Source organism: Flavivirga rizhaonensis, from assembly GCF_004791695.1.
GTDB lineage: Bacteria > Bacteroidota > Bacteroidia > Flavobacteriales > Flavobacteriaceae > Flavivirga > Flavivirga rizhaonensis.
Genome location: NZ_SRSO01000002.1, coordinates 1 through 19,110, shown reverse-complemented (window position 1 = coordinate 19,110; position 19,110 = coordinate 1). Strand labels below are relative to the sequence as shown.

The 19,110-nt window shown below is 32.9% G+C and carries 15 protein-coding genes; 10 read left to right on the top strand and 5 right to left on the bottom strand.

The annotated features are described in order from the left end of the window. Nucleotides 1-33: 33 nt before the first annotated feature. On the bottom strand, nucleotides 34-1,512 hold the full coding sequence (proS, locus tag EM932_RS01895; protein ID WP_135874923.1) for a proline--tRNA ligase: 1,479 nt from the start codon (nucleotides 1,510-1,512) through the stop codon (nucleotides 34-36). Between the two features lie 99 nt (nucleotides 1,513-1,611). On the opposite strand from proS, the gene EM932_RS01890 reads away from it, so the two are divergent. The 6 genes from EM932_RS01890 (at nucleotide 1,612) to yidD (ending at nucleotide 7,444) form a co-directional block, all read left to right on the top strand. After that, nucleotides 1,612-2,766: a hypothetical protein gene (locus EM932_RS01890; protein ID WP_135874922.1), complete on the top strand. Its 1,155-nt coding sequence runs from the start codon at nucleotides 1,612-1,614 to the stop codon at nucleotides 2,764-2,766. Nucleotides 2,767-2,793: 27 nt separating this feature from the next. Beyond that, the gene (locus tag EM932_RS01885; protein WP_170179694.1) at nucleotides 2,794-4,350 is read left to right on the top strand and encodes an OmpP1/FadL family transporter; all 1,557 of its coding nucleotides are present in this window, start codon (nucleotides 2,794-2,796) and stop codon (nucleotides 4,348-4,350) included. Nucleotides 4,351-4,529: 179 nt separating this feature from the next. Then, nucleotides 4,530-5,207: a GTP cyclohydrolase I FolE gene (gene folE, locus EM932_RS01880; RefSeq protein ID WP_135874920.1), complete on the top strand. Its 678-nt coding sequence runs from the start codon at nucleotides 4,530-4,532 to the stop codon at nucleotides 5,205-5,207. A gap of 48 nt (nucleotides 5,208-5,255) precedes the next feature. Further along, entirely contained in the window at nucleotides 5,256-5,618 is a 363-nt protein-coding gene (locus tag EM932_RS01875) for a four helix bundle protein (RefSeq protein WP_135874918.1), read from the top strand. Nucleotides 5,619-5,653: 35 nt separating this feature from the next. Continuing rightward, the gene (gene cysS / locus EM932_RS01870) at nucleotides 5,654-7,135 is read left to right on the top strand and encodes a cysteine--tRNA ligase (protein WP_135874916.1); all 1,482 of its coding nucleotides are present in this window, start codon (nucleotides 5,654-5,656) and stop codon (nucleotides 7,133-7,135) included. A 72-nt stretch (nucleotides 7,136-7,207) separates the two neighbouring features. Next, entirely contained in the window at nucleotides 7,208-7,444 is a 237-nt protein-coding gene (gene yidD, locus EM932_RS01865; protein WP_135874914.1) for a membrane protein insertion efficiency factor YidD, read from the top strand. Between the two features lie 113 nt (nucleotides 7,445-7,557). Here the strand turns inward: yidD and EM932_RS01860 are convergent, their stop codons facing one another. After that, a complete protein-coding gene (locus EM932_RS01860) occupies nucleotides 7,558-7,857 on the bottom strand; it encodes a GIY-YIG nuclease family protein (protein ID WP_135874912.1) in 300 nt (99 codons plus the stop codon). 126 nt (nucleotides 7,858-7,983) lie between these two features. Then, on the bottom strand, nucleotides 7,984-9,444 hold the full coding sequence (locus tag EM932_RS01855; protein WP_135874910.1) for an aminoacyl-histidine dipeptidase: 1,461 nt from the start codon (nucleotides 9,442-9,444) through the stop codon (nucleotides 7,984-7,986). Between the two features lie 111 nt (nucleotides 9,445-9,555). Between EM932_RS01855 and EM932_RS01850 the strand changes: the two genes are divergently transcribed. After that, complete coding sequence (locus EM932_RS01850) at nucleotides 9,556-10,623, top strand: DUF3810 domain-containing protein (RefSeq protein ID WP_135874908.1); 1,068 nt, start codon at nucleotides 9,556-9,558, stop codon at nucleotides 10,621-10,623. Nucleotide 10,624: 1 nt separating this feature from the next. On the opposite strand, the gene EM932_RS01845 is transcribed toward EM932_RS01850, so the two are convergent. Continuing rightward, the gene (locus EM932_RS01845; RefSeq protein WP_135874906.1) at nucleotides 10,625-11,419 is read right to left on the bottom strand and encodes a DUF6503 family protein; all 795 of its coding nucleotides are present in this window, start codon (nucleotides 11,417-11,419) and stop codon (nucleotides 10,625-10,627) included. Nucleotides 11,420-11,537: 118 nt separating this feature from the next. Continuing rightward, nucleotides 11,538-14,153 (bottom strand): T9SS type A sorting domain-containing protein, encoded by a 2,616-nt coding sequence (locus EM932_RS01840; RefSeq protein WP_135874904.1) that lies wholly within the window; start codon nucleotides 14,151-14,153, stop codon nucleotides 11,538-11,540. A 39-nt stretch (nucleotides 14,154-14,192) separates the two neighbouring features. On the opposite strand from EM932_RS01840, the gene EM932_RS01835 reads away from it, so the two are divergent. The 3 genes from EM932_RS01835 to EM932_RS01825 all read left to right on the top strand — a co-directional run bounded on the left by EM932_RS01835 (nucleotide 14,193) and on the right by EM932_RS01825 (nucleotide 18,616). Then, the gene (locus EM932_RS01835; protein ID WP_135874902.1) at nucleotides 14,193-14,993 is read left to right on the top strand and encodes a TrmH family RNA methyltransferase; all 801 of its coding nucleotides are present in this window, start codon (nucleotides 14,193-14,195) and stop codon (nucleotides 14,991-14,993) included. A 90-nt stretch (nucleotides 14,994-15,083) separates the two neighbouring features. Beyond that, nucleotides 15,084-16,316: a M48 family metallopeptidase gene (locus EM932_RS01830; RefSeq protein WP_135874900.1), complete on the top strand. Its 1,233-nt coding sequence runs from the start codon at nucleotides 15,084-15,086 to the stop codon at nucleotides 16,314-16,316. Nucleotides 16,317-16,816: 500 nt separating this feature from the next. Next, complete coding sequence (locus EM932_RS01825) at nucleotides 16,817-18,616, top strand: DEAD/DEAH box helicase (protein ID WP_135874898.1); 1,800 nt, start codon at nucleotides 16,817-16,819, stop codon at nucleotides 18,614-18,616. Nucleotides 18,617-19,110 lie beyond the last annotated feature (494 nt).

Sequence of the window (19,110 nt, the reverse complement as noted above, 5' to 3'; positions counted from 1 at the left end):
TAGCTAGATGATTTTTTTTAAAAAAAAATTAAACTAATATGCTTTTGCAAACAATACTCTACCTTTAGAAGGATTTCCAGAATACACACAAACCCCATTTACAGCTTTCATATCTAGTGGAATACAACGAATAGTCGCCTTTGTTATCTCTTTAATTTTTTCTTCTGTTTCATTAGTACCATCCCAGTGTGCAGAAATAAACCCAGTTTTTGTCTCTAAAACTTCTTTAAACTCTTCAAAAGTGTCTACCTCTGTAATGTGAGCATTTCTAAAATCTAGAGCTTTATTAAATAGTGCTTCTTGAATTTCTTTTAATAAGCTTTCAACTGCTTCTGCTAAATCTTCTAAATTAACTATTTGCTTGGTCAATGTATCTCTACGGGCGATTTCCACAGTACCATTTGCTAAATCTTTAGGTCCGATAGCTATACGTAATGGAACGCCTTGCAATTCATGTTGCGCAAATTTTGCTCCTGGTCTGTGAGTTGTTCTATTATCAAACTTTACAGATATATTTTTACCTCTTAAATTACTCAAAATACCATTTGCAACTTCAGTAATAGCGTTTAAATCTTCTTCACTCTTATAAATAGGAACAACAACAACTTGATTTGGCGCTAAGCTAGGTGGCAAAACCAATCCGTTATCATCACTATGTGTCATAATTAAGGCTCCCATTAATCGAGTAGAAACACCCCAAGAGGTCGCCCAAACATAATCTTGTTTACCTTCTTTATTAGCATATTTAACATCAAAAGCTTTTGCGAAATTCTGACCAAGAAAATGAGAAGTACCTGCTTGTAATGCTTTTCCATCTTGCATTAATGCTTCAATACAGTAAGTTTCTTCAGCTCCAGCAAAACGTTCACTCTCAGTTTTCACACCTTGTATTACAGGGATAGCCATAAAGTTTTCGACAAACGTTGCATAAACATTATTCATTAATTTAGCTTCTGTTAAAGCTTCAGCTTTTGTTTCATGTGCTGTATGCCCTTCCTGCCATAAAAATTCAGCGGTACGTAAAAACAAACGTGTTCGCATTTCCCAACGCACTACATTGGCCCATTGATTTATTAAAAGCGGTAAATCTCTATAAGATTGAATCCATCCTCTATATGTATTCCAAATAATGGCCTCACTTGTAGGTCTCACAATTAATTCTTCTTCTAATTTGGCTTCTGGATCAACACGCAATTTCCCTTTCTTATCAGGGTCATTTTGTAATCTGTAATGGGTTACAATTGCACATTCTTTAGCAAATCCTTCTGCATTTTTTTCTTCAGCTTCAAATAAACTTTTAGGCACAAATAATGGAAAATATGCATTTTGATGTCCCGTTTCTTTAAACATTTTATCTAATTCTGCCTGCATTTTTTCCCAAATAGCATACCCATAAGGTTTAATAACCATACATCCCCTAACTGCCGAATTCTCAGCTAGATCAGCCTTTACAACCAATTCGTTATACCATTTCGAATAATCTTCTGCTCTACTAGTAAGTTTTTTACTCATATCAATTTTTTGGCACAAATATTGTGACTCTGTTAAATAAAAAAATAGTTAAGCAAAACTAACTATTTTTGTTATGTTCAACAATAAAATTCTAGAGATATGCAATTTAACAACTACTTAAAAGGGAAAGTGACATTTACAGCCATTTTTGGTTTGCTACTCGTTTTAGTTTCATGCGGTTCTTATCAATATGTTGGTGTTGATGACGATGGTATTTACGGTAACGTACAAAGACAAGTAATTGTTGAAAAGCCTTCTCAGAACAATCAAACAGTTGCCCAAGTTCCTAATACTTCCAACAACAATTACTATAAGAATTATTTTAGAGACAAATCGTTAGAATCAGAAAATATTTTCTCTGATGATGCCATTTTCACTGATATAGATTCTTATGAAGGAAATAACTATGTTGAGAATGATACCATAGCTAATAATTATCAAGGGTATGCAGGATGGGGACAAGACAGTAATAATGTTACTATAAATTATGTAGACAACGGATGGAATAACTGGGGTTGGAATGCAGGATTTGGTTGGGGATGGAACAACTGGGGTTGGAATAGATGGAATAATTGGGGATGGAACGGATGGAATAACTGGGGATATTATGATCCTTTCTGGTGCCCTCCTTTTTATGGAGGTGGCTTTTACGGTAACTATTGGGCTTTTAACAGACCTTATAGAAATTACGGTTACTACGGAAATAACAGATATTACAGAGGAAGAAATTATTCATACAACCCTAGTAGAAGAGGTAGTTACTATGCCAATAACTCCAGAGGTTTAAGTAGAAATAATATTACATCTAGACGTAGCTCTGTTAGTAGTCTAAATAGAAATGCAACGACTTCAAGAACTTCCAAATACAATACTTCAAGAAGAAGCAGTACAAGTGCTATAGCTAGATCAAACAATACAAGGAACTACAATCCTAACGGAACCCGCAGATATACGAGTGATTCTCAAAGAAGAACAGTAACTTCCAGAACACCTTCATCAAATTCTGTAAGAAGATCATCATCTTCAACAGTAAGAAGAAATTCAAGCACTGTTTATAGACCTTCTAATACTACCAGTAGATCATCTGATAATAGTGTTTCCAGAAGATCTTATTCCCCTTCAAGAAATAATTCGGGATACTCACCTAGTAGAAGCTCTAGATCCAGTTCTGGTTCGGTATCTAGATCATCATCTAGTAGTCGTAGCTCAGGTAGTGGAAGCTCTAGATCTTCAGGAGGAGGAAGACGTCGTTAAAATTTTAAAAAGAAAAAATACAACTATATGAAAAAGTTACATTTACTATTCATAGGTATTCTATCTATGTCTACAATTTATGCTCAAGATATCAGTGATGCTATAAGATTTTCTCAAGATGAAATACAAGGGTCTGCTCGTTTTAGAGCATTGAGTGGTGCTTTTGGTGCTTTAGGTGGCGATATGAGTGCTGTTAGTTTGAACCCTGCTGGCTCTGCTGTTTTTAGTAGAAGTCATGCTTCTTTTTCCTTATCAAGTAAAGAAATAGAAAACAACACTCAATATTTTAATGGTGTAAACAATTCTAGCGAATCTAATTTTGATATTAATCAAGGCGGTGCCGCTTTTGTATTTGCTTCTAATACTAATTCTCCTTGGCGAAAATTCACAATTGCGATTGCTTACGAAAGGACGAATGATCATGATAATAATTGGAGAGCAAGCGGTGTAAATACTGATAATGACCCTAATTTTAACAACTCCATTGCAAGTTATTTTTATGACCATGCAAACAACCCTGATAACGCTGTAAGATTAGGTGATATTCTACTTCGAGATGGTGAGTCCTTCACAGACGCATATATCGATATTGGTAATGCCCCGCAATTAGGGTTTAGTCATCAACAAGCCTTTTTAGGTTATTGGTCTTTTATTTTAGAGCCTGATGATAATAACAATGATGACAATACAAGTTACATATCCAATATAGCTCCTGGAAATTTTAATCATGATTATATCTATACATCAACAGGATATAATGGCAAAGTAACATTTAATATGGCCACTCAATATGAAGACAATTTGTATTTAGGGTTGAATTTAAATTCTCATTTTATTGATTATGAACGCTCTACCTTATTATTTGAGGACAATTCAAATACTGGATCTATTGTAAACAGTGTAGAATTTGAAAATGGTTTATCAACGACTGGTAGCGGTTTTTCTTTCCAATTAGGGGGTATATTAAAGTTGTCGAATGAATTTAGAGTTGGTGTTACTTATGATTCACCTACCTGGTATACCATTGAAGAAGAATCGACACAATATCTGTCTACTGTAAGAGACGAAGGAAGCGGTCCAGAGGTGCAAGTTATAAACCCCAATGTAATAAATGTTCATCCGCAATACAAACTACAAACACCTTCAAAATTAACAGGAAGCTTAGCTTATGTTTTTGGTAAACAAGGGTTAATTAGTTTTGATTATTCCCGTAAAGATTATAGTCAGACAAAATTTAGACCAACATCTGATTATATAGATCTGAACAATAATATAAGTAACATACTTACAGATGCTTCAACCTATAGACTTGGTGGTGAGTATAAATATAAACAATTCAGTTTCAGAGGCGGATATCGTTTTGAAGAGAGTCCTTATGCAGATGGCATTACTATTGGTGATTTAACAGGATATTCTTTAGGAATTGGTTACAATTTTGGTAACACAAAATTAGATATTACTTATGATCAATCTGAACGTTCATCTGTAAACAGTTTTTATAATTTAAGATTTGACAGACCTGCATCAGCAGAAGTAGATCGAACAAATTCTAACATAACGTTATCCTTAAGTTTCAATATTTAAAATAAAACAAGATTTATTATTAAAAAGTCTGACCTGTAAAAAGTTCAGGCTTTTTTAATTTAAATGTAATTTATAACCTAAATTACAGACAAACCCTCTTGTATAATTGTTTGTTAATACAAAACATAACAAAAGTGTTTTACTTATATTTGCAGACTAAAAACATCACTTTTTAGCTAATGAAAATTGAAAATAACATAGAAGAATTTGAATCTTTAGGAGATGATCATATAGGAACTTCTTCAAACACACCACTGCGAAATGATGCCTTTAAGCTTTCTAATGAAGAAAAAATAGACATTATTAAAGATGATGTGCGCCATATAATGGAAACTTTAGGTCTTGACTTAACAGACGACAGCTTAAATGGCACACCTAACCGTGTCGCTAAAATGTTCGTTAAAGAAATTTTTGGAGGACTAAACCCAAAGAAAAAGCCAAATGCTTCCACATTTGAAAACAAATACAAATACGGAGAGATGCTGGTTGAAAAAAATATCACTGTTTATTCAACCTGTGAACACCACTTACTACCTATCGTTGGAAAAGCTCATATAGCTTACATTTCTAACGGAACTGTTGTTGGCTTATCTAAAATGAATCGTATTGTAGATTATTTTGCCAAACGTCCGCAAGTACAAGAACGTCTTACTATTCAAGTCGTTAAAGAACTTCAGGAAGTTTTAAAAACACAAGATGTTGCCTGTGTTATAGATGCCAAACATTTATGCGTTAATTCGCGAGGTATCAGAGACATTGAGAGCAGTACAGTAACTTCAGAGTTTGGGGGGAAATTTAAAGAAGAAGCAACTCGTAGAGAATTTTTAGATTACATAAAATTAGATACAAAGTTTTAATGTTTGTTGTTAAGACGTTAAGTTGTTAAAGTTTTACCAAAAAAAATTATGCATATTTATTCATTTGAAAAATTAGAAGTTTGGAAAGAAGCGATTAAGCTTGCTGTAAATACTTATAACTATACTAAATCGTTTCCTAAAGAAGAGGAATTTGGTCTAATTTCCCAGATGAGAAGAAGTTCTGTATCCGTTTCTTCTAACATAGCAGAAGGAACTGCAAGATTAACAAATAAGGATAAAGCACATTTTATGACCATAGCATATAGCTCTACTCTAGAACTATTAAATCAAGCTATCATTTCAAAAGAATTACAATTTATTTCTGAAGAAAATTATAAAAGCATTAGATTAGAAGTTGAATCAATTACAAATAAAATTAACGCACTAAGAAATCATTTTCTAAACGCTTAACAACTCAACAACAAACATCTTAACATTAAAAATCAATGCAGCTTTACAATCATCAACAAATAAAATTATACAATTCACTTACAGGTAAAAAAGAAATATTCAAACCCATTAACGAAGGTTATGTAGGCATGTATGTCTGTGGTCCAACCGTTTACAGCAATGTACATTTAGGTAATGTTAGAACTTTTATGTCTTTTGACATGGTTTTTAGATATCTAAAACATTTAGGCTACAAAGTGCGTTATGTTAGAAACATTACCGATGCTGGTCATTTAGAAAATGATGCTGATGCAGGTGAAGATAAAATCACCAAAAAAGCACGTTTAGAACAAATTGAACCTATGGAAGTTGTGCAACGCTATACCGTTGATTTTCATAACATTCTTAATACACTTAATTTTTTACCGCCCAGTATAGAACCTACTGCTACAGGTCATATTATTGAACAAATCGAATTAATATCAAATATTATTGATAACGGTTTTGCATATGAGGTAAATGGTTCTGTTTATTTTGATGTTCACAAATTCAACGAAACTAATGATTACGGGAAATTAAGTAAGCGTAAACTTGAAGATTTAATTCATAATACCCGCGAATTGGATGGTCAAAGTGATAAAAAGAATCCACAAGACTTTGCACTTTGGAAAAAAGCAGAACCACAACATATCATGCGTTGGCCGTCTCCCTGGAGTGACGGTTTCCCAGGATGGCATTTAGAATGTACAGCCATGAGTACCAAATATTTAGGTGAACAATTTGATATTCACGGTGGTGGAATGGATTTAAAATTTCCACATCATGAATGTGAAATTGCTCAAAATGAAGCGGCCAAAGGAAAGTCTCCAGTTAATTATTGGATGCATGCCAATATGCTAGAGCTTAACGGACAACGAATGTCTAAAACTACAGGAAATACAGTGAATCCTGACGAGCTATTATCTGGAAACAACAAATTTTTTAGTAAGGCTTATAGCCCTAGTGTTATTAGATTTTTTAATGCACAATCATCTTACAGAAGTGTTTTAGATTTAACTGATGATGGTTTATTAGCTAGTGAAAAAGGATTCTACAGATTGATGGATGCCGTTAACCTTTTAGATGAATTAAAACCTTCTAAAACATCATCTATTGATGTTAATTCATGGAAACAGACATGTTATGATGCCATGAATGATGATTTTAATTCACCTATTTTAATTGCTCATTTATTTGAGGCTGCAAAATATATCAATCAAATAAAAGAAGGTTCCGAAACCTTATCTGCAGAAGATTTAAACACGTTTAAGGCTACTATTAACAGCTTTGTTTTCGATGTGCTAGGTCTTGAAAATGCTGCTAAGAGTGATTCTGGAACTGATAAACTATCTGGAGCCGTAGATATTTTAATAAAACTAAGACAAGAAGCTAGAGCAAATAAAGACTTTGCTTTGTCTGATAAAATCCGTGACGAACTGGCAGAAGTTGGTATTCAACTTAAAGATGGTAAAGACGGCACGACTTTTTCGACTAATTAAATTCCTGAGCAAGCAGGAATCTCATGCTTTGAAATTCAATTAATAAGATTCCCGCCTTAGCGGGAATAGAATATGCTAAAAAAACTACTCATTGCACCGTTTTTATTATTGATAAAAGTGTATCAAACGCTTATATCTCCATTAACACCTGCTACCTGTAGATTTCACCCCACCTGCTCACACTATACTAAAGAAGCTTTACAAAAACATGGTTTGTTTAAAGGTGGCTGGTTAGCTATAAAACGTATTTTCAGTTGCCACCCTTGGGGAGGAAGCGGATACGACCCTGTTCCTGATAAAGAAGACTAAACAATTTGTAGTCACTGCGAGGAGGAACGACGTGGCAGTCTATTTATTATTTATTAACTGTTATTCAAAAGATCACTTCGTCATTCGTACCTCTTCCTCGTAATGACGCAGCATTAGTCAAAATAAAACAACCACCCATCAGACAAATCATTCCATTCTGGGTTTATGGAATGTATTAAGTATTCCTTTCTTTTTCTATTTCCTCCCTTTATTTGCTTTTCCCTTACAATGGCTTGATTAATATCGTTAAACTCTTCGAAGTATATTAATTTATCACAATTATACTTATAAGTAAATCCTTTATATGCTTTTGTTTTATGTTGATATACTCTTTTTAACAAATCACTTGTCACACCAACATAAATAACTGTGTTATTTTTATTAGTCATAAAATAGACAAATGATTTTTTCATACAAAAAACATGATAGGCTTCGTCACTGCGAGGAGGAACAATGTGGCAGGTCTATTTATTAACCGTTATTCAAAAGGTTACTTCGTCATTCGTGCCTCTTTCCTCGTAATGACGTATACGATAATACTATTTAACCGGTATCTCTTTCAAAATCTCCAAAACAAAGTTCCAATACTTTTGTACTGAAGAAATTTGGACACGTTCATCTGGTGAGTGCGCACCTTTTATATTCGGACCAAAACTAATCATATCCATATCTGGATAGTTTGTTCCCAGAATACCACATTCTAATCCTGCATGGCATGCAGCTACATGTGGTTTTTCTCCATTTAAATCTTCATATAATTTCGTCATTACTTTTAAGATGGCAGAATCCATATTTGGTGTCCATCCAGGATAATCTCCAGAAAATTCAACTTCACATCCAGTTAGTTCAAAAGTTGCACGTAACGTATTTGCCAGATCCATTTTAGAACTTTCAACAGATGAACGTGTTAAACAACCTATATGAATAGTTCCATCTTTAACCACGACTCTAGCGATATTATTTGATGTTTCTACCAATTCCGGAATATCAGCACTCATTCTGTAAACACCATTATAAGCAGCATATAAAGCTCTGGTCAAGCCTTCTTGAACTCCTAAATCCATAATTTTTGCTGGTGTTTCCGCTTTAGAAATTGTAATTTCTAAATCCGGCTCCATCGTTTTTAACTCTTTCTTAATAGTATTAGAAATCAAAGCTATTTCTAATAAAAAAGCATCTTCATGCACTGCATCAATAGCAACTATGGCATTACTTTCTCTAGGAATTGCGTTACGCAAACTACCTCCATCAATTTCAGAAATTCGTAATCCGTAGTTTTCAAAACCATCAAACAAGACACGATTCATAAGTTTATTGGCATTCCCTAAACCTTCGTGAATTTGCATCCCCGAATGTCCTCCTTGTAATCCTTTAACTGTAATTTTATATCCTATTTTAAATTCTGGTGTTTCTTCTTCGTTATAGGTTCTCTTTGCTGTAACATCAATACCTCCAGCACAACCAACACCTATTTCATCGTCTTCTTCCGTATCTAAATTTAAAAGGATACCACCAGAAAGTAATCCGCCTTTTAAGCCCATAGCTCCTGTCATACCAGTTTCTTCATCAATAGTAAACAACGCCTCAATAGCTGGATGCGGAATATCTTTACTTTCTAAAACAGCCATAATGGTAGCAACTCCTAAACCATTATCGGCCCCTAAAGTTGTTCCTTTTGCACGAACCCAATCACCATCAATATACATGTCTATGCCCTGAGTGTCAAAATCAAAATTAGTATCTCCATTTTTCTGGTGAACCATATCTAAATGCGATTGCATGACTACAGTCATCCTATTTTCCATTCCTGGAGTTGCTGGCTTTTTGATAATAACATTACCTACTTCATCCTCAATGGTTTCTAAACCAAGATTTTCACCAAAATTTTTCATGAAAGCTATAACGCGTTCTTCTTTTTTTGATCCTCTTGGTACAGCGTTTAAATCTGCAAACCTATTCCAAAGTTGTTGTGGTTGAAGTTGTCTTATCTCAGTGCTCATAGTATTATTTATAAAGTTTTGCAAAGGTAGCAAAATTGCTTCGACATTAACTAAAACTCTTAATTGAAAAAACAACTGTTATTGGGTACTAATTTTTATTACTTTTGGTAGATGCTGAAGAAGAAAAAGACCTTATTAGCGTTGTCGTTAATTCCGCAATATGTATTAATAAAATGGGTATCTAAGTATCCCGAACTTGTAGAGCAATTTTACAGTAATGGATTTTATCCTTTTATTTCGAAAATCTTCAGATATACTTTAGGTTGGTTACCTTTTTCATTTGGAGATTTTATTTATACGCTTTCCATTATTTACATCGTTCGTTGGTTTTATAAAAACAGAAAACAATTAATAAAAAACACGAAACAATGGTTTGTTGACGTGTTTTCGGCCATAGCAATTATGTACTTTGTATTCCACTTATTTTGGGGGTTTAACTATTACCGATTACCACTACATAAGAGTTTGGATATTGCTAATGACTATACTACTGAGCAATTAATTTTTGTGACTGAAAAATTGATCAAAAAATCAAATGTACTTCATTTAAAAATTGCTAAAAATGATACGATTAAAGTTGACCTGCCTTATAGCAAAAGTGAAGTATTAAAGATGACTCCTGTGGGTTATGAAAATTTAAAACAGGTATTTCCTTATTTGGAATATGTCCCAAAAAGTGTAAAAAAGTCATTATACAGTTACCCCTTAACCTATATGGGGTTTAGTGGCTACTTAAACCCTTTTACCAATGAAGCTCAGGTTAATGGGTTAATTCCAGTCTATAAAGTACCTACTACAGCATCTCATGAAATTGCACATCAGTTAGGATATGCTGCCGAAAATGAAGCTAATTTTATAGGGTGTATGGCTGCTATAAGCCATGATGATGTGTATTTTAGATACACAGGCTACACCTTTGGTTTACGCTTTTGCTTGAATGAAATTTACAGACGCGACCCATGCATATATGAAGACATGGTTGCAGATGTTAATAAAGGTATTTTGAAAAACTATAGAGAAATTCGTGAGTTTTGGGATGCCCATGAAAACCCTACCGAGCCTTTATTTAAATTATTTTATGGCAATTTTTTAAAAGCAAATAATCAAAATAAGGGTATGAAAAGCTACAGCTATGTAGTTGCTCTATTAGTTAATTATTTTGAAACTGAAAGCCTGTAGATTATTCTACAAGCGTTGCACCTTCCGGAACTTTAAAAAGATCTTTATTTGGTTTGTCGGTAGAAAGTTTAATGTTTGTAAACTTCATATCATTTTTCTTCGTTGTGGGCACATTATTTTCATAATTATACCAGGTTAAAGTCTTTGGTAATAATAACCCGTCAATAGTTTGCCAATCACTATAATTTATATATCTAAAATCCTTACTTTTTTCTTTTGAAAAATAAGTAACCGTATAGCTTAACCATGTCATTTTATTAGTCTCAGGATCATAGTACAAAACATATTCATCTTCTGAAGACTCCCCTATTCCACTTTCATAAGAAACCTTAATTCCTGGATATGATTTACCTTCAAATACTAAAGCTTCTACTTCATCATAAATTATTCCATCATCAGCCAATATAAAAGGCATGGCATAAAAATAAAACATCAAATTATAATAAAATCTGGCATTCCCTTTATATGCTAATGAGTCTTCTTGTTTTAGCCATACATTATCACCATCAAAACCAATTTTAAAGGTTTCTGTTTCAATTAACGACTCCCTACTTTTTAAAGCTGTTGTTGTCTTTTCATTACCTTCTGGGTGTTCTATTTCAAATACCAGACCCTGCATTTTATTCCATGTATCCAATCCACCGTGGGCTTTAAACACTTTTGATATATTTTTTGGATAAATACTTGTGGTTACATCCAGATTCTCTTCAGAATAGTTTATAGTCTCTTTAGTACCTGAATTCTTTTTACAGGATACAAATAAAACTATGATCGCTAAAAAAAGTATATTTTTCATTTTTATATTTTGAATTGGTTGATTCTTTTTGTCGATTACAAAAGTACTTCTTTACAACAAAAAAAGCTTCAGACTAAATCTGAAGCCTCATTTAATAACTAAAGGTTAAAACTATATATTATTTAACAATCAATTTTTGTGTAACATCATTAATATTATTATTTATCTTTAAAAAGTACATACCTCTTTTTAAGGATGATACATTTATTTGTGCAATATTACCTTGTAATGCCTTTATTGAATTTAATATCAATTTTCCCTGAATATTATAAATACTTACATTTATTTTATCACTAATATTTTTATCAAACTTTAATTCAACAATATCTGTTGCAGGGTTAGGTGAAATTGACACATTAAACTTGCTAAACTTTTTATTGCTTAATGTAGTGGTGAATTCTGTATTAAATGTATTGGTTATAACGGCTGGATTAAAATCAAAATAAATTTCAGCTGTATTCGATATAATATCTCCAACACGATAACCAGCTAAGGGTTTTATTTTATAATAGACATAACCATGACTATTAGGCTCGTCCATATCCTCACTTGGCAAATGAATATTATCAAATTTCCAATTTAATTGGCTATCTATTCTTGTAAAAACATAATTATGACTTGCGCTCAGCATTTGAATGGTCGACTTATCTAATTTCGCATTCAATGCATTATCAATAGATACATTTATAGCATCAGCAGTTCCAACGTTTTGAAATCTAACGGTGTAATATAAATAATCATTATTCCCAAACTCGTCATAAAGAATCTCTGGGCCATGGGACTCTGCAATATCGTTTGGATCGTACGATCCTATTACCGTTTCTGATAATATAGACGTGTTATTTTCAGTTGACAAATCTGTAACTGAAAATGTCGCTGTGTTTGTCAATAAAGTTCCTAAACTCGTAGGTATAGGAACATTCATACTGACTGTAACTGCTTGTTGTTCATTAGGCTTTAAATCGACAAAATCTAAAGTAAAACCACTCGCTGTATTGTTTACACTATACCCTGAATTAAAATTAGTAACCCCATTAAATGTTACTAATGGATCATGTACAAATTCAATTGTACCCGAAGACACTGTTTCCAAACCTTTATTTTTGATTATTAAACGATTATAATAATCAAACCCAGGTCTTGGAGGTGCATAAGAGGCTAAATAAACAGCTATATCTCCACATTCTTGTACTTTAGTAATAGGAAAGTCGTAATTAGCTGTACTTCCATTTAAAACACTTATATCATCGTACGATACCGTAGTAATATCATAGCAAGCATCATATTCTGTAAATATATTATAACTAATATCATACGTATTATTTTCATCATCACTTATAATATTGAATATACCATTAGACGAATATAGAACATGTTGAACGCCATTATTATTTTTCTCGTAGGTTAGAGCTCCGTTTAAAAAGTTTATTTCTTCGTTATCAAAAACGGTATCACCATTAGCATCATAAAATGCATTAACTTTTATAACGCCTTTAGTTGAACAATCCTGAACGGTTAATTGTAATTCTAAAATAGTAAAACACCCAAACCCTTCCATATCTTCAACATCGACATATATAGTTTGAGGATTAGTAATATTAGTATAATTCCCTTCTATACCACTACCATATTCATCACCCTCTTCTGTATAAAAAGAGATATCATACACAGTTCCTCCACTATTAATTTGATTTATAATCGTATTTAAATCAAATACTTCCACGCCATCTCCACTTTCATCGTCACAAATTTCATAAGGCTCTAAAGGGCTTACTAATGGCGGAATAAAAATGAGAAAACTAAATGAAGTTATTGAATATGTCCCTCCAATACTTTCATCTACCCTTGCATATATTATTTCAGAGTTTGAAATAATATAAAACTCAGGCAATTGATTTTCACTGGCTTCCGCATCAGCTTGTGATAAATAATAAGAAACTGAAAAATTATCTGAACTTTGATTTCCTAAAATAGCAGCATTCAAACTAGTCAAATTATACTCAATTAAACCATCATAATCTTCATCACAAATATAAATATCACCTGGATTGTTAGCCTGAGTAAACCAAACCCTTATTTTAAAAGAAGTAGTCACTACATAGGCAGATGTATTATGCACTGCTCTTACATAAATTATTTGCGGATTTCCAGTATTTGAAAAGGCTGAAGGATTTACTATAGAATTAGTTCCAGCATCTGCATCACTTTCTGATACATGATAAGTTAAAGTATAATCATTTTTATCATTTGACCCACAAAATATATTTGCAGATGTTAAATCAAAAGTAGACAAACCTCCAGAACCAGCATCGTAGACTACTAATTCGGGGCTATTAGTCAATACCCTTTTAATTTCTACAAAATCGTCTGATGATGAAAGGAATTCGAAAGTACCTCCAGGGTTTATAGCATTTGCTCTAAAATAAATAATTTGTGGATTAGAAATATTAGTATATGATTCGGGGTTTGCAATAGCATTTATTTGATTGATCATATCATCCTGAGTCTCATAATAAGAAATGGCATGATAATCACTTTCAACTTCTCCTTGATTTGCCGCACAAAATGAAGAAAATGGAAATAATTCCCTCAAATTAAGTTCCTCAAAACCATCATTGTTATCATCACACACATAAACTGGAGTAATTCCACATGGTGGCGGTGGCCCTTGTACTTGAGCATTAACAAAAAAAGAAAAACAAATGAAAAGAAAGAATAGTAATACTTGTTTCATAATTGTAGTAAATTTGCTAAAACAAAACTATTAAATAAATTGCCTACCACGTTAATAACTAGTACTCAAAATCAATTTATTCGACAACTTACTCAATTAAAGGATAAGTCACGAGAACGTAGAAAAACAGAATTGTTTTTAATAGAAGGAGAACGTGAAATTTCACTCGCCATAAAAGGCCATTATGAGATTGTAACTATCTTGTTTTTTCCAGAATTATTTTCGGAAGAAAAACTAAGCGAATTATCTACCAAACAAATAAGTGTTATTGAAATCTCAAAAGAGGTGTATCAAAAATTAGCCTATCGAGATACAACTGAAGGTGTTCTAGCTGTTGCTAAAAGTAAAAGTCATAGCATAACTAATTTAAAATTCAACACCAAAAACCCTTTAATTCTAGTTGCTGAAGCTCCTGAAAAACCTGGAAATATTGGCGCTATTTTAAGAACTGCTGATGCTGCCAATGCTGATGCTGTTATAATCGCTAATCCAAAAACAGATTTATACAACCCAAATATTATCCGATCTAGCGTGGGCTGTGTGTTTACAAATCAAATTGCAACTGGTAGCACTTCTGAAATTATTGACTTTTTAAAAGAAAACAAAATTAATATTTACTGTGCAGCTTTACAAGCATCGGTAAATTATCATACTCAAGATTTCACCAAACCAACTGCTATGGTTGTTGGAACAGAAGCAACTGGATTAAGTAATGAATGGCTAGAAAGTTCGACTCAAAACATTATTATCCCCATGCAAGGTGAAATAGACTCTATGAATGTGTCTGTTGCTGCGGGAATCCTTATTTTTGAAGCGAAAAGACAGAGGAATTTTCTTTGAAAATCTCACAACACCCCAAAATATGAATAACAAAACTCAATTAAATACTTTTGGGTTTTGGAGCTTAACATATTGAAATTTAAATTATATATGACATCTACAACTTTATTTTACATCATCATTGCTATACTTATAATTAACTTTTTAGTTGATAAAATCTTAGATGCTTTAAATGCAAAACATTATAATGATACACTTCCAAAAGATTTACAGGATGTTTATGATGCTGATGAGTATAAGAAATCTCAAAATTATAAAGCCACTAATTATAAATTTGGAATTTTAACGTCAACATTTTCTATTCTTTTAACTTTAGGTTTTTTACTTTTTGATGGTTTTGAATTTGTTGATAATATCGCAAGGGACTATAGCGAAAACCCCATTATTATTGCACTCATTTTCTTTGGAATTATTATGATTGGTAGTGATATTGTGTCTACACCTTTCTCTTATTACAGCACCTTTGTTATTGAAGAAAAATTCGGATTTAATAAAACAACTGTTAAAACATTTATTCTTGATAAAATAAAAGGCTGGTTGATGATGGCTATTGTTGGTGGCGGTATTTTAGCACTTATTATTTGGTTTTATCAAGTTACTGGTAATCATTTTTGGCTTTACGCCTGGGGATTAGTGGCCGTATTTACTTTGTTTATGAATATGTTTTACTCAAAACTTATTGTGCCCTTGTTTAATAAACAAACTCCTTTAGAAGCTGGAAGCTTGCGAGAGAAAATCTCTGAATATGCACAAACTGTTGGTTTTAAATTGGATAAAATATTTGTAATTGATGGCTCTAAACGTAGCACAAAAGCAAATGCCTATTTCTCTGGATTTGGTAGTGAAAAACGGGTAACGCTATATGATACTTTAATTAATGATTTAGATGATGATGAAATTGTTGCTGTATTAGCACACGAAGTTGGGCATTATAAAAAGAAGCATATTATTTTTAATCTGGTTGCCTCTATTTTATTGACTGGTTTAACATTATTTATTTTGTCGCTCTTTATTTCAAATCCGTTATTATCGAACGCTTTAGGAGTTGAAACACCAAGTTTTCATATTGGGCTTATTGCTTTCGGGTTACTATACTCCCCTATTTCTGAAATTACAGGTTTAATTATGAATGTATTTTCCAGAAAATTTGAATACCAGGCAGATGACTATGCAAAAAACACGTATAAAGGAGAACCTTTAATTACATCGCTAAAGAAACTTTCTAAAAACAGCTTGAGTAATTTAACACCACATCCCGCCTATGTTTTTATGCATTATTCGCATCCTACATTACTGGAGCGTATTAGTAATTTGAGGAAATAGATTAAATCCTAAAATCATTTCGACGATAGGAGAAATCACATCATAAATAATGAAAGTTTTCTAGATTATGTGATATATGAATCGTGTCGTATTTTGACATAACTTATTTATATATAATTTACAGATTGCCACGTCGTATCTCCTAGCAATGACATTAGCCAAAATCCGCGTTAACGATTGAACGGCGTGTTTGAAATCCTTTTTAAAACTTGATAGCACCTATAACTAGAATTAAACAGATTGCCACAGTCGTACCTCCTTCGCAATGACATTTTAAAAGCGTGTTAAAACGCCCAAAACAAAAGCTTAAACACTTCAATTAATAAGATTCCACCTTTCGCGAGAATAACAAATAAAAATAATGTATCTTTGCCGCTTGAAACTCAGAAAGTGAGTTAAATTCCTCAGAGAGAGGGTGTGTTATTAGAAGTTTAAGGTTAAGTATGTCGATTCGCTTCTTTATGTAACACTACATAACATAATCGAATACTTATACAAGAATGAGCACATTCCAAGAATTAGGTCTTAATGACGACCTATTACACGCAATTACAGATTTAGGTTTTATCAAACCAAGTGAGGTACAAGAAAAAGCAATCCCAATTTTATTAGAATCTGAAACAGATTTAGTAGCATTAGCCCAAACAGGGACTGGTAAAACAGCTGCTTTTGGGTTTCCGATGCTTGAAAAAATTGATGTAAATAGTAGAACAACTCAAGGTTTAATTTTATCACCTACTAGAGAACTTTGTTTACAGATTGCCAACGAAATGAAACAATACGGTAAGTACTGTAAAGGTCTTAACGTGGTTGCTATTTATGGTGGGTCTAGTATTACAGATCAAGCTAGAGACGTAAAAAGAGGCGCGCAAATTATTGTGGCAACTCCTGGACGTATGAAGGATATGATTAGCAGACGTATGGTTGACATTTCTAAAATACAATATTCTGTTTTAGATGAAGCCGATGAGATGCTGAATATGGGTTTTAAGGAAGATATTACTGATATACTTTCACATACTCCTGAAGAAAAAAACACGTGGTTATTTTCTGCAACGATGCCAAGAGAAGTAGCGACTATTGCTAAAAAATTCATGAATGCTCCACGGGAAATTACTGTTGGAAATAAAAATGAAAGTACAAGCAATGTATCACACGAATATTATTTAGTAAATGCCAGAGATCGTTACCAAGCTTTAAAACGATTATCGGATGCCAACCCAGATATTTTCTCGGTAGTATTTTGTAGAACGAAACGTGATACCCAAAAAGTAGCAGAACAACTTATTGAAGATGGATATAGTGCTGGCGCTTTACATGGCGATTTAAGTCAAAACCAACGTGATTTGGTAATGAAATCGTTTAGAAATAAACAAATACAAACACTAGTAGCTACAGATGTAGCTGCACGAGGTATTGATGTTGACGATATAACCCATGTCATAAACTACCAATTACCTGACGAAATCGAAACGTATACCCACCGTTCTGGACGTACTGGTCGTGCGGGGAAAACAGGGGTTTCTATGGTGATTGTTTCTAAAAGTGAGGTACGTAAAATAAAAAGCATTGAACGTATTATTAAACGTCAATTCGAGAAAAAGGATATTCCAGATGGAGCGGAAATTTGTGAAGTACAATTAATGTCTCTTGCAAATAAAATACATAACACAGAGGTCAATCATGAAATTGATAAGCATTTATCAAATATTAACGAATTATTTGAAGATTCAACCAAAGATGAATTGATTAAAAAATTCTTTTCAGTTGAATTCACACGTTTCTATAATTATTATCAAAAATCTAAAAACTTAAATGTTTCTGATGATGGTGGTCGTGATAGAGACAGCGGACGTGATTTTGGAGGCAAATCAAATTCCACACGTTACTTCATTAATGTTGGTAGTAAAGACGGTTTTGACTGGATGAAGTTAAAAGACTTCTTAAAAGAGCAGTTACAGCTAGGTAGAGATGATGTTTTTAAAGTTGAAGTAAAAGACAGCTTCTCCTTTTTTAATACTGAAAATGAATTAAAAGAAAAAGTATTAGCTTTCTTTACCGATTTTAAACACGAAGGTCGTTTTGTAAATGTTGAAGTATCTGAAAACCGTGGTGGTGGAAGACGTAACGACAGAAATCGAGGCAGAAGACGTGATGATAGAAAAGGTGGTGGCGGAAGACGTGACGACAGAAAATCTAATTCTGGAAACAGAAGTGAAAGACGTCGCTCTGAAGGTGCCTCAAAACCAAGACGTTCTGATGATTCTGGCGCATTTAAACCTAGACGATCAAGGCGATAAGTAGCCTTGAAAAACTGTATAAATTAACGTGAGCTCGATATATTAAAACCTGATAATCAGCTTTTTAATTATTTTAATAAAGAAACTATGTCATTCCGAATGCTACGGAGGGTAAAATATATTTTACTTGAACGTATATAGCGTAGCTATTGAGGGGGAATCCCATCCTTATGAGATTTCTCGTCGCTCATACTTCGCTCTGTCGAAATGACAAACACTTGAAAATCATTTCTTTAATATTATTTTTCTAAAAAGAATTAAATCGAGTTTGTATGTTTAAAGTGTCATTCTAAAACCAGGAGGTATTATTAATTTGTTAGTGCAAAATTAACTTAAATAATACCATCTGATATGAAAGATATACAAATTACAAAAAAAGTAGATTATTCTAATGAGAGTATTTACGTGGGCATAGATGTACATAAGAAAAGTTGGGGTGTTTGTATTTTGACAGATTACTATGAACATAAAGTGTTTTCACAACCACCAGAACC